This is a genomic window from Aminiphilus sp. (assembly GCF_029975095.1).
Taxonomy (GTDB): Bacteria; Synergistota; Synergistia; order Synergistales; family Aminiphilaceae; genus Aminiphilus.
The window spans coordinates 1-15342 of the sequence record NZ_JARKPW010000230.1 but is presented as its reverse complement, the minus strand read 5'-3'; the positions used below and the strand labels follow the sequence as shown (position 1 = coordinate 15342).

The following is a 15342-nucleotide window of genomic DNA, read 5'->3' as shown; positions in this document are numbered from 1 at the left end:
ATGGATTTCATCGGGATCTCGGTTCGAAGGCCTGTTCTGACGTCGGTGATCATGATCATCGCCGTGCTTCTCGGACTTTATTCCTTTTCGCGTCTCGGCGTGACGCTCCTCCCCAAGCTCGATATTCCCGTCGTGCAGGTGCGGGTTCCCTACAAGGGGGCCAATCCCCTCGAGGTGGAGCGACTCGTGGTGCGCCCCGTGGAGGATGCCATCGCCACTGTGGAGGGTGTCACAAAGATCACCGGCTATGCGCTGGAGGGGATGGCCTATGTGATGGCGGAGATCGCCTACGAAACGGACATCACCCAGGCGACTCTCGACATTTCCACCCGGGTCAAGAGCATCACGGCGGCGCTTCCCGACGATGCGGACGAACCGGTGGTCAGGAAATTCGACATCAATGCCCGGCCTTTTCTGATTCTCGTAGTCAACTCTCCGCTTCCCGCACACCGGGTTCGGGACATGGCGGACGATCGCATCGCCCGGGCGCTCACACAGGTGCCGGGTATGGCGGCGGTGGATCTTTTCGGGGGGCGTGTCCGGGAGATCCACCTGAACGTGACGCCTCTGACGCTGCGTACCCACGGGTTGAGTCTAAAGAAGCTCTCGAACCTCGTGAAGGATACGAATTTCAACTCTCCTTCGGGACACATCGCAAGCGGTTTTCGGGAGACCACGGTGCGGGTGGTGGGAGAACCCGCGCGCCCGGAGGATCTGGGAAAGATAGGTATTTCTCTGCACGGGGGGCGCTCTCTCCGTCTTGGTGACGTGGTCACCGTGGAGGATGGTTTTGCCGAGGAACGGACCAGAGCCCGCTACGATGGAAGGGATGCGGTCCTGCTGGAACTCGTGGCTCGTCCCAACGAGAATATTGTCCGTATCGCGGGGGATGTGCGACGGGAACTCGCCCGCCTTGAACGTTCCCTCCCCGAAGGCTTTTCCATCGGTGTGGTGTACGACGGGAGCGAATTCGTCGAGAAGGCGATCCGCAACGTCATCCGGGACATGATCACAGGAACCGTCCTGACGGCGCTCATCCTTTTTCTTTTCCTCCAGCGCATGGGAGCTACGGTGGCGGTGGCCGTGGCGATGCCGACGGCCGTCATCGCCACGTTCATCCCCATGTATCTCGCGGGGTTCACCCTGAACATCATGAGCACTCTCGGCCTCGCCGTGTCGGTGGGTGTTCTGGTGAACAACTCCATTCTCGTTCTGGAGAACATCTATCGTTATCGGGAGCTTGGCGAAGGGCCGAAGTCGGCGGCGATCAAGGGGACGAAGGAGATCGCCGCCTCCGTGCTCTCCACAACGGCGACGAATTTGGGTGTCTTCATTCCCGTTGCCTTCATGGGGGGGATGGTGGGCCAGATGTTCCGGGAGTTCGCGCTCACCGTGGTTTTCTCGACACTCTTTTCCCTGTGGATGGCCTTTACGGTGACGCCCATGGCGGCGGCCCGTCTCGGCAGCGAAGGAAAGCCTGTTTCCCGAACGGCGCGTTTCCTCACGGGATGGTGGCAATGGCTCTACGGAGGACTCGAGGATCTGCATCACCTTCTCTTGGGAAGGGCCATGAGGCACCCGCTGCTCACCGTGGGATTTTTCGTTCTGCTTTTCGCGGGATCACTGATGCTCTCGCAACAGGTGGGGTTCGAGTACGCTCCCCGGGTCGATCAGGGAACCATCGCCATCGGGGTGACTTTGTCGAGCACGGCATCTCTGGAGGCCACGGATGAAGTGCTCCGGCATGTGGAAGCCACCCTTGCGGGAGATCCCCGCATCCGCTCCATGAGTACCACTCTGGCCGGCGGAAGATCCGGTGTGAACAGTGGAAGAGTTCGCGTGTATCTGGTGGACGAGAGCGAGCGGCCCTCCGCCTTTCGCATCGCCTCGGAATGGCGGAGAAGGTTTGCGGATGTCGCCGATGCGGACATCTCCGTCGAAGTGGCTTCCCAGCGGGGCGGATCCCGAGGAAAACCCGTTGAAGTGACTATCGCGGGAGAAGATCTTGACGAACTCAGCGCGCTTTCCGAACGCGTCAAGGATGCCATGCGCACTGTGGAAGGGCTGGTGGACATCGACACGGACTGGAAGGTCGGCAGGCAGGAAATCCGCCTGATTCCCCGGCACAATCGCTTCGCTGAGCTGGGAATTTCCCTCAAGGACGTGGCGGAGGAGCTTCGGGGTTACCTGAGCGGCATCGAATCCGGCGTGTTTCGCGACCAGGGGCTCGAATACGACATTCTCGTACAGCTCCATCCCGCGTTTCGCGCCAATCCCTCGGTGGTCGCGGGACTTCCGGTGTGGACACCCGGGGGGTTCGTGCCTTTCGGGGAACTCGCCGAAGTGGAGTACACGCAGGGACCCACGGCCATCTACCGCCTGGACCGTCAGCGAACAGTGACGGTGAATGCCGATGTGGCGGGCAGAAGCGTCGGCGATGTCGTGACGGATCTCCGGAAAAAACTGGATGTGCTGGCCGTTCCGCCAGGATATCGTTTTCTCTTTCGCGGAGAAGCCGAGGACATTCAGGAGAACTACGGAAGGCTTTACGCGGCATTCGGCATGGCTGTGGTGCTGACCTTTCTCATGATCGCCGGCATCCTCGAATCATATATTTACGCGCTCGTCATCATGCTCACCGTTCCCCTTGCCGTCATCGGCGTTTATCCGGCGCTCCTGCTGTCGGGGGTGGCGGTGTCCATCTACGGACTTCTCGGAATGGTCATGCTCGTGGGGCTTGTGGTGAACAATGCCATCGTCATCGTGGACTATGCGGAGATCCTCAGAAAAGACGGAAAGGATCCCGCCCTCGCCGTGGAAGAGGCGGTTTCGGTGCGGCTGCGCCCTGTCATCATGGCCGATGTGACGACCCTGATCGCCATGTTGCCTCTTGCCTTGGGGCTTGGCACGGGAGGACAATATCGGGCACCGATGGCCATCGTGCTCTGCGGAGGTCTTCTCGCGGGAGGAACGCTCGCGGTTTTTCTCATCCCTCCCATCTACGCGGGCATGTGGCGTCTTCGGGAACGGTTCATCCGAAGGAGGCTTCAGGATGCGTAAAGGTCTGTTCTTCTGGGGAATTCTTCTTGTCGTGGGGGGAATTCTCGTTGCGGGAGCCGTCTATTTCGGGAAGGCACCCTCCTCTGTGCCCGGAGACGGAGTGCTGCCACCCTTTTCCGAGACAAGGGTTCCCCGGCTTCTTCTCCAGGCGGAGGGGACGCAGATTCCGGCGCTTCTTCCGGAACTGTTGGAAGAAGTCGGGAATTTTTCCGAGTTCGGCGGGATAGGGGTTTTGCTCGAGCATTCTCCCGTGGGAATTTCCGACATGCTGCGGCGCTTTCTCCTTCTTGCCCGTTTCTGGGGGCATTTCGGCGCCATCGCGGAATGGCATGATGGGACGGCACAGATGGGTTTCGTCGCCCGTCTTTCCGACGAAGACGGCGCGGCGTTGGCCCGGGGGAAGGTCCCTTCCCGGTGGAACGTTCCGCTCCCGGAGCTGGAGATACAGGTCGATTCGGGCACGGGGAACCGGGAAATGCGTTTGAAGAGAGGGAGTGTGTTCACGATCTTTCTCGACCTACGGAAAGATCTTCTTGTCGGCGCATCCTCGCCCGACCTTCTTGAGCGGACATTTTCCCTTCTTCGTGGGACGGTATCTTCCCCGGAACTTGCGTGGCGGCTGAATCCCGAATGGAGAGGTCATCTCCGGGGCGGCGATGCAGGGTTCCTGACCCCTTCGGAAGGTCCCCACTCCGCGGAGACGACGATCGAGGCGGCATGGACGACGGAGGATGGAAAGGGACGTCTTGTCTGGACACTGGAGGGTCCCGGCCTGGAGCTGGACCCGGCATGGGAAGCTGCGTTTGCGCCGCGCGAATGGACCGAGGCGATGCTCCTCCCCGAGCCGTTTTTTGCCGCGGCGGGAGGGATGATTCCCGAATATGCCCTTGCGGTGGAACATCCGAGCGTGATGGAACTGACGCGTTCCCTCGAAAGGCTCGGACTGACCTCCGCGGATGCGGGGGCTCTGCTGGCCGGGCCGATTCTGTTCGGTGTCGGTGGCCGTGCCCAGTATCTTTCTCTTCCCGCTCCCGCTTTCGTGGCGCAGTTTCCGGGGAGAGGCGAAGTGGGCATGCGTTTCGCAAAACGGTTCTGGCGCCAGGGGCCATTTCTCTTCCTGCCCGATCCGGATCCTCTGAAGGGATTTCCCGAGGGCGGGACATCTTCCGTGCCCTTTTCTCTCGTGGCCGCTGCGTCACCGGATATGGCAGTACTCGGTGTGGCGGAACCCGAATCGCTCGCCGGGGGCGTTTCCCCCGCCGAGCTGGTTCCAGAGCTGAAGAACGAGAAGGCACTTCTGTGGGTCTGTTGTGATGTCGCTGCCCTGTATGAAGGGCTCTCGGGACTTCAGGCTGCGGGAAGGGTCGGAGAACAGCTCGGGTTGCGGAGAGCCGAAAACATGAATACGGCGATACGCCTCCTGGAGAAGGTGCATTCTGTGAAACGTATCGTTTTCCTGCTTTTCACCTTGGGAAAGGGTATGCTCTCTTGGAACTTCCCCGAGTCGTAGTAAGTGAACACGTCAACGTGCGGATCGAGACCACTGGTGTCCTGTTTTCGAATTCTGCCCGAAGAGCATGAAGGAGGCGTTGTGTGTTGGGGCGTAATGTGCTTGAGGTGATGCAGGAACGGGGATTCGTCGAATGGTGCAGCGCTCCCCAGGAGTTGGGGCATCTTTTTGAAACGGAAACGGTAACAGGGTACATCGGGTTCGATCCCACCGGAGACAGCCTCCACGTGGGACATCTGGTGCCCATCATGGGTCTTGCCTGGCTGCAACGATTGGGACACCGTCCCATCGCGATCGCGGGCGCCGGAACAGGCCTGATCGGGGATCCTTCCGGAAAGAGCAGGGAGCGGAATCTCCTCACGCTGGAGACGGTCGAGCAAAATCTCGTGGGCGTACGCAGGCAGCTTGAAGCCTTTCTCGATTTCGACTGCGGTTCCACGAGTGCAAAGATCATCAACAACTACGACTGGCTCGGAAAGATCGGGCTTCTGGATTTTCTCCGGGACGTGGGAAAACATTTCACGGTGAATTACATGCTCTCCCGGGAATACGTGCGGAGCCGCATCGAGGATCCGGAAAAATCCATCTCCTACACGGAGTTCGGATACATGCTTCTCCAGGCCTATGACTTCTATCACCTGCGCATGGAAGAGAACTGCCGTCTCCAGATGGGCGGCAACGACCAGCAGGGGAACATCATCGCAGGAATCGACCTGATCCGGAAGAAGGCCGGTCAGGATGCCTACGGCGTCACCTATCCGCTTCTTCTCTCTGCGTCAGGGACGAAATTCGGCAAGACCGAGGATGGCGCGGTCTGGCTCGCGCCGGAAAAGACGAGCCCCTATGCCTTCTACCAGTTCTGGATCAACGCGGATGATCGGGACGTCTCCAAACTGCTCCGGTTGTTCACGTTTCTGCCGTTGGAGGAGATTGTGGCCGTCGAGACGGAACATGCACGGAGGCCTGAAACGAGGGAAGCCCAGCGAATTCTTGCCTGGGAGGTCACGAAGACGGTCCACGGAGAATCTGCAGCTCGGGAGGCACGGCGCGCCAGTGAGATTCTCTTCGGAGGGCAGTTCGCTCCCGAAGATCTTACCATGGAGATGCTCCGGGTTCTGGAGAGAGAGGTTCCCTGCAGCGATGTGGAGAAGCTCTCCGTTCCCGTGACGGATGTCCTGGCGGAGTGTGGCGCGTGCGGCAGCAAGGGAGAGGCCAAGAGACTCGTCCGGGGTGGCGGGGTGCTCCTGAACGGTGACAGGATTGCCGACGAGAACGCTCTCGTGGATACTGCCCACGTTCTTCACGGCGGGTACCTCTTCTTCCGTCTCGGCAAGCGGCGTTTTCACATGGTCCGAGTACGAGAAAACAGTAAGGAGTGACGCACCATTTTCCCAGGGGCGTTCCGGATGATGCCCCTTCGTCATCCAGGGAAGGGGCAAACCTCGAGGGAGGTGGCTCGGTGAAACAGACCATCACATGGTGCGTGTCGAAGGAATGCACGCCCTGGGAACGTATTGTCCTGCGGGGGTTCGCGCGGCAGATGCGCTCTTCCGGCGAGGATGTGCGTATCCTCGACGTCGGTGCGGGAGCGTGGAACGAAGCGTTGCCTGTGGAGTATTGGCATGCTTTGGGACAGGGCGAACGTCTGGCGAAGATCCTTTTTTCCGGGCGACTGTGGCATTTCTGGGGAAAGCTGCCTCCCTGGTCGGGAGTGGTGGCGTTGCGGGCCCGAACCGTGCACACTCAATGGAGAACCTTCGACCGGTGGGTCGGGTTTCCCAGCGTCGCTTCCCAACACCAGACGCGACAGGCGGAGACCTACCTGCCGCCACTGTTCGACAAGCAGCTCTTGTGGAACCTTGAAGCGTCCCTTCCCTCCGCCGGTGGCGAAGGGCCTCACGTGGCGGTTCTGGCACCGTCGCAGAGGCGCTGGTCTCCAGGGTGCCAGGAGATGTTGCGGGAGAGACGGCGTGCCGCTCTCTGGATCGCCCTGGGGCTGCCGCCGGACAGAGAAAGCGAGACACTGCCCGTCAACGACGGACTCTTCGTGCACTGGCGGGAACGAGGAGGTCTCCTCGTCCTTCCCGCCCAGCCCGATGCGGCCGATTCGTGGCTTGCCGCCGAGGCGGCGTTGCTTGCGGTCGCGACGGTGAGCGAACCTTCCCCCTTTATGGATGAACTCCTGGGGCGGAACGGGTATGTCGCTGTGGATCTCAGAGGAACGAGTGGCGTGGTGTCGGCGTGGAAAGAGGCTGTGGAGCGGGGTCTCGGTGCGGAGGGACGGACGGTGGCGGCGAGGGCCCGACATCGTATCGAGGAGGAGTTTCCCCCGTCGCGGTCCCTCGGGGCTCTCTTGGCACTCTACAACACACTGCGGGGTGTGGAGCATTGAGAGCACTTCTCTGGTTGGTGCGTTTTCTCGATGGCTGGGTACGGCCCGGATGGCGTTCCCGTACGGTGCGAAATGTTCTCGGGGGGCTTTTGTCCACCTTTCATCCCAGAAGCGGCGTGGCACTTCGAAATCTCCAGGCTGCCTACCCCGAGTCGGATGAGGCGTGGAGAAGGCAGATCCTGGGAAAACTCTACGAACACATCGCGTGGAGCACCGCTGAATATTTTGCGCTTCAGAGAAATCCGGAGGAAGTGCTTCAATGGTTTTCCCCGGGGAGAGGGGTGGAGCTGCTCGATGACTACGCCGCCCGGAAAAAAGGACTCATCGTGCTCACCGCCCATTTGGGCAACTGGGAGCTGCTTGCGGGATGGCTGGCCGGACGGGGCTATCCCATTCATTCCATCGTGAGGCGACATGACGACCCCGCCATGGAGGAGATGACCGAGGCCCACAGACGAAGAGTAGGCCTCGTCACCATCTCCAAAAACGAGCACATGAAGAAGGTTGTGGATCTTCTCCGCAAAGGGGCCTTCGTAGGCATTCTCGCGGATCAGAAGGCGAGCCCTCCGGAGGGGATCACGGCTCCCTTCTTCGGCATTCCCAGTCTGACCTACGTGGGGGCGGCGGCTCTCGGCATTCTCGCCGGAGTGCCTGTTGTTCCCGTGGCCTCGTGGAGGAAGGAGCCCTTTCGCCATGAGGTTATTGCCGGTGCCCCCCTTTGTGTGCCTCAGGGAATGGCCCGGAGCGAGGTCATCTCCAAAATGACCGAAGAAGCCAACCTTCGCATAGAAGAATTCGTCCGACAGCATCCGGAGCAGTGGCTTTGGCTGCACCGCCGGTGGGATTTCTGACGCCTAGTGTCCCTTGTCTGACATAAGGGTCCCCGCGATGGCGTAGTCGTCCTTTTCCATCTCGCTGAGAATGATTCGCACCGTTTCGGGGGGAGCAGCGAGGCTTTCCGTGATCGCTTTCGTCACGGATGCGACGAGGAGACGTTTCTGTTCCAATGTCCTTCCCTTGATCAAATGAATTTCCACGATAGGCATGGGAAAACCTCCTTCAAGCTCAAAATGCGGCGGCACTCGACCGCGTGTGTCGGAGTGCTGTCGACCGAGAACATCATAGCCTTTTTCCGACAGAGAAAAAAGAGAACGGGACTTTCGGAACTTGCGTCTCGGGCAATCTTGCGATAAGGTTTTATCGAGGTGATGTGGAGTTTTTCGATTTTTGGAGTGTCTACGGGAAAGGAGATGACGGACTTGTTTTTCGAGCTGCTCACGAACGGCGATGTCGTCCGGTTGCCCGGCGAAGTATCCGTCATGAACCTGCCCGAGAGGGGCCGGCCCCACGTGGTTCTTCTCGCCCAGTACAACCGTGTTCTCGTTGGTACCGACCAGTTCGAGAGCTTCGAACGGTGGTTGTGGGGAAAGCCGGACGGTTCCGAGTGGGAGGAGATCTCCCTGTACGAGGGAATGCCCAAGAAATTGCACGTGCCTTTCCTGGGGGATGTCCACATCAAGCCTTCCGTCGTGACGCTGTTGCGCAGGGAATTGCTGAACCGTCTTTCGCCGCCGGGGAATCACGATGCGGCGGCGGCGTTGGTGCGCGATGCGTTGCAGGAGGATTCCACCTGTGTTCTCGCGCCGTTGCTGAAAGACGAAGAAACCTTTCGGGAGATGGTGGAAGAGGACGTGATCCTTCGGGCTGCATATTGGGGTTTTCGTATGGGGTTGCTCTGGGGTGGTCCTGAAATGATTCTCCGCATCAAAATGTGGGTTCGTCTTGCCCGGCTCTCTTTTGATTCCGCACTCCGTTTCCCGCGCATGTGGTTTTTCCTCACGGGACAGCCGGATGAAACTTCCGTGACGGACCTTCTGGGGATCGGTTTCTCCGGAGAGCAGCTTCGTTCCCTGGACGGGGAGGATGGAAATCCTGTCTTGCTCAAGGGGCCCGGAGGCTACCTGATTCAGGCTTGGCACAACGGGTTGGGGCGGAGCGGCAAGGAGGAGCATGTCCCTCTTCGTGTATGGCTCTATCTCACTGTCTCCATGTGGGATGACCTGAGAGGGAAAAAGGGCCTGTCTCTTCGGGAAATGGTCTTCGCCGCCTGGGGTTTTCTGGAGGCGACCGATGCGTGGGAGCGGATGAGAATCTATGGTGGGACGTCTCTCGTGACAGGTCTTTCTCCTGTATAGAGAAAAAGCACTTCCGTGGAGAAGAAACGATGATGTGCTTTCGGGCCTGTGCAATACGTGAACAATTGCACACAGGGGGAGGCTTGTCTCTGCGGAGAAAACGTTGTACTATACTTAGCGGAACGCCAGTTACGAAACGATTACTTGAAACAGAGTGAAGCGGATACGGATGCAGAAAATATGTTTCGGGGAGGTTGCGGTGTGCTGGAACGGATAGCCCGAGTGCGCCAAATTCTCAAGGAACGGCCTGTCATTCCGGCAATACGGACCGGACGGGACATCACGAGGCTTTTCAAAGGTGCGCCGCGGTGCGTTTTCGTTTTGGAAAGTTCGATCCTTGACCTCCAGAAAAACGTTGCTCAGTTGTCCGAAGCGGGACATGTCGTTTTCGTCCACGTGGATTTGGTGGAAGGGCTGAAAACGGATTCTGCGGGGATTCATTATCTGGTTGATACGATTGCCCCGCATGGGGTCATCAGCACGCATCGAACTGTTCTTGAATGGGCGAAGAAAGCGGGTTTATTGCGGGTGCTCCGCGTGTTTCTCCTTGATTCGGAGGCTTTGCGCAAAGGACGTGACTTGGCTGCACAGAGCATGCCTGATTTTGTCGAAGTCCTTCCGGCATTGAGTGTTCCGCTTTTACCGGAGCGTATGCTCAAGGACATGGCAGTTCCTCTTATTGCCGGGGGGCTCGTTACGGAGATCGGTGAGGTGCACAGCATTCTCAAACGCGGTGCCGTAGGAGTTTCGACAAGCCAAAGCGTGTTGTGGTGAGGTTTTTCTTGGATTCTGAAGGAGCGCGGTTCTTTCACTTGGCCGGGGGGAGCTGTTATGTCCGGCGAGAGTGGGTCGACCGGAGATCACAGTAGAAAAAGTTTTGATGATTTTGTTTGCGACGGCCCTCTAGAGAGAAAAGAGAGCAGGCGCCGGTCAGATGACCGTGTTGCGTGCTCTCTTTTTTATTCTTGTTTAATTATTAATTTTTTATAAAGGGGCGAAGGGGGGTGTATGCGAGGAAGACTGCGCCGTCACCGGAGTGTTGCGACTGATCGATTTCCGATCAAGTAAAGGAGGGGTACTCGTATGTGGAAGCGCATTATCGTCGGTGCGTTCGGTGGTGCCTTTGCGGGCGTGGGTGTCTTTGTCATCTGGCCTTCAGTGCTCTATCATCTCAATTGGTGGGGCGGCTTCTTCGCCGCCGGTACGATCATTCCGATCGCTTGGTTCATTAATCATTTCTGCGGCGCGATTCCCAACGATCCCGAGGGGTCCTGGGTGGATATGGCCTTTCCCATCGGACTGTCCGCCATATTCGGCGGCATCGTCCAGGTCACCAAGGATGGCCCCGTCCGGGCTGCCCAGGGGATCTTCACCGGCGGCGATTTCCTTCCCTCCATGCAGACGCTCGCCGTTCAGTTCGTCGGCGCCTGCATCGGCGGACTCCTGGCCTACTGGCTCCTGAGCGCCGGCAAGAAGGAGGCGTAGAACGATGACTGGTTGGACCACTGCAAACATCCTCTCGACTCTCTTTGGTGCGGCGCTCTTCCCCTTCATGATCGCCGTGGCCTGGGGAAAGATGGTCGAAGTGTTCGGCGCCGCGGGCGGCTGGGTCGCCGGATTCTGGATTGTCGGCGTCTCCTGGCTTCTCAATCACGGGCTCGGATTGCACCATCAGGCGGGTGATGTGTGGATCGACATGGCCATGGCTGCCTTCGTCGGTCTCTTCGTTCAAAGCACGCTGGCGGGTGGAAAGCCCGGCAAGGCGGTGCCCGCGCTCATTTCGGGCGTTCTCGGCGGTCTTCTCGGCGGTCTGATTCTCTCGATCATGGCATAATCCACTTCATGGCGGAAACTTTGTTTCCGCCATGAAGTCTTTTTGGAGCAGATACAATCCGGAAAAATCAACCGAATGAAAGGTGGGCGCACCACATGAAGAAACTCATGAACAAGGTGGATGACATTGTTGTCGAATCCCTGGCGGGACTCGAGGCTGCCCATTGTGATCTCGTGAAGCTCCATCCTTCCATCAAGGCGGTTCTTCGGGCCGATGCTCCCAACTGTAAGGTTGCGGTCATCTCCGGAGGCGGCAGCGGTCACGAACCACTCCACGGCGGTTTTGTGGGGTTCGGCATGCTTGATGCGGCCTGCCCGGGCGAAGTCTTCACCTCCCCCACGCCGGATCAGATGTACGAGGCGGCAAAGGCGGTTCAGGGTGGCAAGGGTGTTCTTTTCATCGTCAAGAATTATACCGGCGACGTCATGAATTTCCAGATGGCTGCGGACATGCTCGCGGGTGAGGGAATCCCCGTCGACCAGGTCGTCATCGACGATGACGTGGCTGTCCAGGATTCTCTCTACACTGCGGGACGTCGCGGCGTGGGCGGGACCGTGCTCGCCGAGAAGATCGTCGGGGCCATGGCGGAACTCGGTGCATCCCTCGACGAAGTGAAAGCCGTTTGCGAGAAGGTGAATGCCAACGTGCGCACCATGGGTATGGCGTTGACCTCCTGTGCCGTTCCGGCTGCGGGCAAGCCGACTTTCGATCTTCCCGAGGACGAGATGGAGATCGGCATCGGTATTCATGGAGAGCCCGGCCGGAAGCGGATGAAGATTATGTCCGCCAAGGAGATCGTGGAGATGATGGCTGGTGCGATCGTGAACGACCTCCCCTTCTCCGAGGGCGATGAAGTGGTGGCATTCGTCAACGGAATGGGCGGAACACCTCTCATTGAACTCTATCTCCTGTACAACGATCTCGTGAAGTTCCTCGATGCGAAGAAAATCCGCATTGCCCGGAAACTTGTGGGGAATTACATCACGAGCTTGGAAATGCAAGGATTCTCCATCACATTGCTCAAGCTCGACAGCCAGCTCAAGGCGCTTTGGGATTATCCCGTTCACACGCCGGCCCTTCGTTGGGGAAAGTAGGTCCTTTGGATGCCCATGAACGTCGAGCAGGCGCGTAAGGTTTTCGAGCGCGTAACGGAAGCCATCATCTCGCACAAGGAATACTTGACGGAGCTCGACTCGGCCATTGGTGATGCCGACCACGGCATCAACATGAGTCGTGGATTTACGAAAGCTCAAGAAAAAATCAAGGCGGGGGCTTACACGGAGGTCGGTGGTGTTTTCAAGGATGTGGCCATGACGCTCATGGGTTCCGTCGGCGGCGCCTCGGGACCACTCTATGGAACTCTGTTCATGCGCATGTCCATGAAATTCGGGACGAAGCAGGAAGTGGACAGCGCCGATTTCGTGGAGGCTTTCGAAGAGGGATTGAAAGGAATTCTTGCTCTCGGCAAGGCGCAACTCGAGGACAAGACCATGGTGGATGCGTTGACACCGGCGCTGGAAGCCATGAAAGCCGCCGCGTCGAATGGCGAGGATCTCCCGGCGGTTCTCGAAAAAGGGATCGCTTCCGCCGAAGAAGGCATGAAGCGCACCATTCCCCTTGTGGCGAAAAAGGGCCGCGCCAGCTATTTGGGAGAACGTTCCGCAGGACATCAGGATCCCGGAGCCACTTCTACGTTTCTCATCCTTTCGGCAATGCTCGAAGGTCTGCGGGGGTAGAGGCGTGATCGGCATTTGCGTCGTCTCTCATAGTGCCAAGGCGGCGGAAGGTATCGCGGAGATCGCTTCGCAGATGAGCGGTGGCATTGTCCCCGTTCGTGCCGTTGGCGGGACCGAGGAGGGTGGTTTGGGAACCTCCGTGCCGGGTATTGTCGAGGCCCTCGGGGGACTGCTGGAAAAAGCGGAGGGAGTCGTTCTCGTTCCTGATTTGGGGAGCGCCGTTCTTTCCGCCCGGTCCGCCTTGGAGTTCCTCGGTGACGATGCCAAGAAAGTGCTCATCGTCGATGCACCTGTTCTGGAAGGCGCGATGATGGCGAGTGTGGAAGCCAGCATCGGCTCTTCTTTGGAGCGCGTCGCTCAGGTTGCCGGGGAGGCACGCCTGCTCAGCAAGCTTTCCCGGTAAATTGCGGTGTTTGTGTCTGTGGGAATTAGGGTCGGGAAATTCGTGGACAACAGAAGAAGAGGAGGAGATGTGCGGTGACGGAGAAGAAATATGTCGTGGCCATTGACCAGGGAACGACGAGCACTCGCTGCATGGTGTTCGATTCCAAGGGACTGCCCGTTTGCTCCGACCAGATGGAACATGCGCAGATTTATCCGAAGCCCGGTTGGGTTGAGCATGATGCCATGGAAATCTGGTCCCGCACGCAGGATGTCATTCGCGGCGCGTTGAAAAAAGGCAAGATCGACCCCGAGGAGATCGCGTCCATCGGCGTCACGAATCAGCGCGAAACTACCGTTGTTTGGGAGAAGGCCACGGGGAAACCCATTTACAATGCCATCGTCTGGCAGTGTATGCGGACCCAGGAGTTCTGCGAGGAATGGAAGAACACTCCCGGATGGGGTCAGGACATTACCGGTTGCGGGAAGGTGAAGGATCACACGGGCTTGCTTATCAGCCCCTATTTCTCGGGAACCAAGATCAAATGGATCCTCGACCACGTACCGGGTTCCCGCGAGAAAGCCGCGAAGGGCGAACTGCTCTTCGGCAACATCGACACATGGGTCATCTGGAACATCACCGGCGGCCCCAACGGCGGTGTTCATGTCACCGACGTGTCCAACGCGTCCAGAACCCTTCTCATGAACATCGAGACCCTCAAGTGGGACGAGGAGATGGCCAAGTTCCTCGACGTTCCTCTTGCCATGCTGCCCCAGATCAAGCCGTCGAGTTTCGTTTACGGCAGCACGAAGAAGGACGGTCCCTTCGGCGCCGAGATTCCCGTGGCGGGAGACCTGGGCGACCAGCAGGCCGCTCTCTTCGGTCAGGCCTGTTTCGGCAAGGGCGATGCGAAGAACACCTACGGAACGGGTTGTTTCATGCTCATGAATATCGGAGAAACTCCCACACCGTCGAAAAACGGACTGCTCACGACAGCCGGTTACAGCCTCGCCGAGGGTAAGTGCACCTATGCTCTCGAAGGGTCCATCGCCATCACCGGCGCGGCTGTACAGTGGCTCCGGGATAATCTGCGGCTCTTCGACGACGCACCCGACAGCGAGCATTTCGCCCGCAAGGTCGATGACTGCGGCGGTATCTATTTCGTTCCCGCGTTCTCCGGGCTCTATGCACCCTATTGGGATATGAGCGCTCGCGGGGCGATTGTCGGCCTGACGCGCTATATTCGAAAAGAGCACATTATCCGCGCGACGCTGGAGAGCATCTGCTACCAGACCAGAGATGTTCTCGAAGCCATGAACAAGGATTCCGGTGTCGAGCTTTCCGCGCTGAAGGTTGACGGTGGCGCGGTGAAGAATAATCTGCTCATGCAGATGCAGGCGGATATCCTGGGTGTCACGGTGGATCGTCCCGTGGTGAACGAAACCACTGCTCTCGGTGCTGCCTATGCGGCAGGTCTTGCGGTCGGCTTCTGGAAGAGCACGGATGAATTGAAGCACCATTGGGCGAGTGATCGCCAGTTCAATGCTCTCATGGAGGCGGGAAGGCGGGAGGGCCAGTACAAAGGCTGGAAAAAGGCCGTCGAAAAATCCAAGGGGTGGACGGAATAGTCCTTAGCCTGTATGTAACGCCTGTATAAAAGACATTCCTATCGAATACGTGCGATCAGAGAGCGAGAGGGTGCACGCAGAAGTTGCGTGCACCCTCTCGCTCGTACTTTCTCTCCGAAAATGCGGAATCAAAAATGGGGGCGGTGGAAGTGATTCAAAGGCTCTTCGATGTGATCATCATCGGAGCCGGCATCGTAGGGGCGGCGCTGGCCAGGGAGCTTTCGGCGTATGCGATGCGCGTCGCGGTGTTGGACAAGGCTGCGGAAATTCCTTCCGGGGCGAGTCGGGCGAACAGTGCCATGATTCATGCCGGTTATGACGATAAACCGGGAACACAGAAGGCGCGATTCTGTCCTTCCGGGAACAGACGCTTTCACGAACTGCAGGGACCGCTCGACTTCACCCTTCGGGAATGTGGTTCCTACGTCTGCGCCTTCGAAGAGGACGAGATCCGGCATCTGGATGTTCTGCTGGATCAGGGGAAAAGGAACGGTGTTCCCGGAATGGAGATCATTTCCGGCGATACGCTGCGTGACAAAGAGCCTCATGCGAGCCGCGAGATCCGGGCGGCGCTCTGGGCGCCGAGCGGAGCAATCGTGAACAAC

15 protein-coding genes are annotated in these 15342 nt (G+C 58.7%); 14 read left to right on the top strand and 1 reads right to left on the bottom strand.

Annotated elements, in window-relative coordinates; all coding sequences use genetic code 11:
- From Q1K49_RS14200 to Q1K49_RS14180, 5 genes are all read left to right on the top strand, one after another.
- Complete coding sequence (locus Q1K49_RS14200; protein WP_300526627.1) at positions 1-3060, top strand: efflux RND transporter permease subunit; 3060 nt, start codon at positions 1-3, stop codon at positions 3058-3060.
- Positions 3053-4570: a hypothetical protein gene (locus Q1K49_RS14195; protein ID WP_300526626.1), complete on the top strand. Its 1518-nt coding sequence runs from the start codon at positions 3053-3055 to the stop codon at positions 4568-4570. The genes Q1K49_RS14200 and Q1K49_RS14195 overlap by 8 nt, the downstream gene beginning before the upstream one ends.
- An 86-nt stretch (positions 4571-4656) precedes the next feature.
- Positions 4657-5949: a tyrosine--tRNA ligase gene (tyrS, locus tag Q1K49_RS14190; RefSeq protein ID WP_300526638.1), complete on the top strand. Its 1293-nt coding sequence runs from the start codon at positions 4657-4659 to the stop codon at positions 5947-5949.
- Between the two features lie 80 nt (positions 5950-6029).
- Entirely contained in the window at positions 6030-6962 is a 933-nt protein-coding gene (locus tag Q1K49_RS14185) for a hypothetical protein (protein WP_300526625.1), read from the top strand.
- Positions 6959-7813: a lysophospholipid acyltransferase family protein gene (locus Q1K49_RS14180; protein WP_300526624.1), complete on the top strand. Its 855-nt coding sequence runs from the start codon at positions 6959-6961 to the stop codon at positions 7811-7813. Before Q1K49_RS14185 ends, Q1K49_RS14180 begins: the two co-directional genes overlap by 4 nt.
- Before the next feature lie 3 nt (positions 7814-7816).
- On the opposite strand, the gene Q1K49_RS14175 is transcribed toward Q1K49_RS14180, so the two are convergent.
- Positions 7817-8008, bottom strand: coding sequence for a 2-hydroxymuconate tautomerase (locus tag Q1K49_RS14175; protein WP_213692878.1), 192 nt, complete (start codon positions 8006-8008; stop codon positions 7817-7819).
- A gap of 213 nt (positions 8009-8221) precedes the next feature.
- Here Q1K49_RS14175 and Q1K49_RS14170 point away from each other — a divergent pair, with 213 nt between their 5' ends.
- The 9 genes from Q1K49_RS14170 to Q1K49_RS14130 all read left to right on the top strand — a co-directional run.
- The gene (locus Q1K49_RS14170; protein ID WP_300526623.1) at positions 8222-9157 is read left to right on the top strand and encodes a hypothetical protein; all 936 of its coding nucleotides are present in this window, start codon (positions 8222-8224) and stop codon (positions 9155-9157) included.
- Positions 9158-9358: 201 nt separating this feature from the next.
- Positions 9359-9931 (top strand): glycerol-3-phosphate responsive antiterminator, encoded by a 573-nt coding sequence (locus Q1K49_RS14165; RefSeq protein WP_300526622.1) that lies wholly within the window; start codon positions 9359-9361, stop codon positions 9929-9931.
- 309 nt (positions 9932-10240) lie between these two features.
- On the top strand, positions 10241-10642 hold the full coding sequence (locus Q1K49_RS14160; RefSeq protein WP_300526621.1) for a hypothetical protein: 402 nt from the start codon (positions 10241-10243) through the stop codon (positions 10640-10642).
- A gap of 4 nt (positions 10643-10646) precedes the next feature.
- The gene (locus Q1K49_RS14155; protein WP_213692875.1) at positions 10647-10991 is read left to right on the top strand and encodes a hypothetical protein; all 345 of its coding nucleotides are present in this window, start codon (positions 10647-10649) and stop codon (positions 10989-10991) included.
- A gap of 95 nt (positions 10992-11086) precedes the next feature.
- Positions 11087-12085 carry a dihydroxyacetone kinase subunit DhaK gene (gene dhaK / locus Q1K49_RS14150; protein WP_300526620.1) on the top strand — a complete coding sequence of 333 codons (999 nt, stop codon included), beginning with the start codon at positions 11087-11089 and terminating at the stop codon, positions 12083-12085.
- A 9-nt stretch (positions 12086-12094) separates the two neighbouring features.
- Positions 12095-12727 (top strand): dihydroxyacetone kinase subunit DhaL, encoded by a 633-nt coding sequence (gene dhaL / locus Q1K49_RS14145; protein WP_300526619.1) that lies wholly within the window; start codon positions 12095-12097, stop codon positions 12725-12727.
- A gap of 4 nt (positions 12728-12731) precedes the next feature.
- Positions 12732-13130, top strand: coding sequence for a dihydroxyacetone kinase phosphoryl donor subunit DhaM (gene dhaM, locus Q1K49_RS14140; RefSeq protein WP_300526618.1), 399 nt, complete (start codon positions 12732-12734; stop codon positions 13128-13130).
- A gap of 74 nt (positions 13131-13204) precedes the next feature.
- Entirely contained in the window at positions 13205-14737 is a 1533-nt protein-coding gene (gene glpK, locus Q1K49_RS14135) for a glycerol kinase GlpK (protein ID WP_300526617.1), read from the top strand.
- A 149-nt stretch (positions 14738-14886) separates the two neighbouring features.
- The coding region (locus Q1K49_RS14130; RefSeq protein WP_300526616.1) for an FAD-dependent oxidoreductase at positions 14887-15342 on the top strand (456 nt) is incomplete at its 3' end.

Coding starts and splice junctions, on each gene's coding strand:
- Q1K49_RS14200 (WP_300526627.1), top strand. CDS start 1: ATGGATTTCATCGGGATCTCGGTTCGAAGGCCTGTTCTGACGTCGGTG.
- Q1K49_RS14195 (WP_300526626.1), top strand. CDS start 3,053: ATGCGTAAAGGTCTGTTCTTCTGGGGAATTCTTCTTGTCGTGGGGGGA.
- Q1K49_RS14175 (WP_213692878.1), bottom strand. CDS start 8,008: ATGCCTATCGTGGAAATTCATTTGATCAAGGGAAGGACATTGGAACAG.
- Q1K49_RS14160 (WP_300526621.1), top strand. CDS start 10,241: ATGTGGAAGCGCATTATCGTCGGTGCGTTCGGTGGTGCCTTTGCGGGC.
- Q1K49_RS14155 (WP_213692875.1), top strand. CDS start 10,647: ATGACTGGTTGGACCACTGCAAACATCCTCTCGACTCTCTTTGGTGCG.
- dhaK (WP_300526620.1), top strand. CDS start 11,087: ATGAAGAAACTCATGAACAAGGTGGATGACATTGTTGTCGAATCCCTG.
- dhaL (WP_300526619.1), top strand. CDS start 12,095: ATGCCCATGAACGTCGAGCAGGCGCGTAAGGTTTTCGAGCGCGTAACG.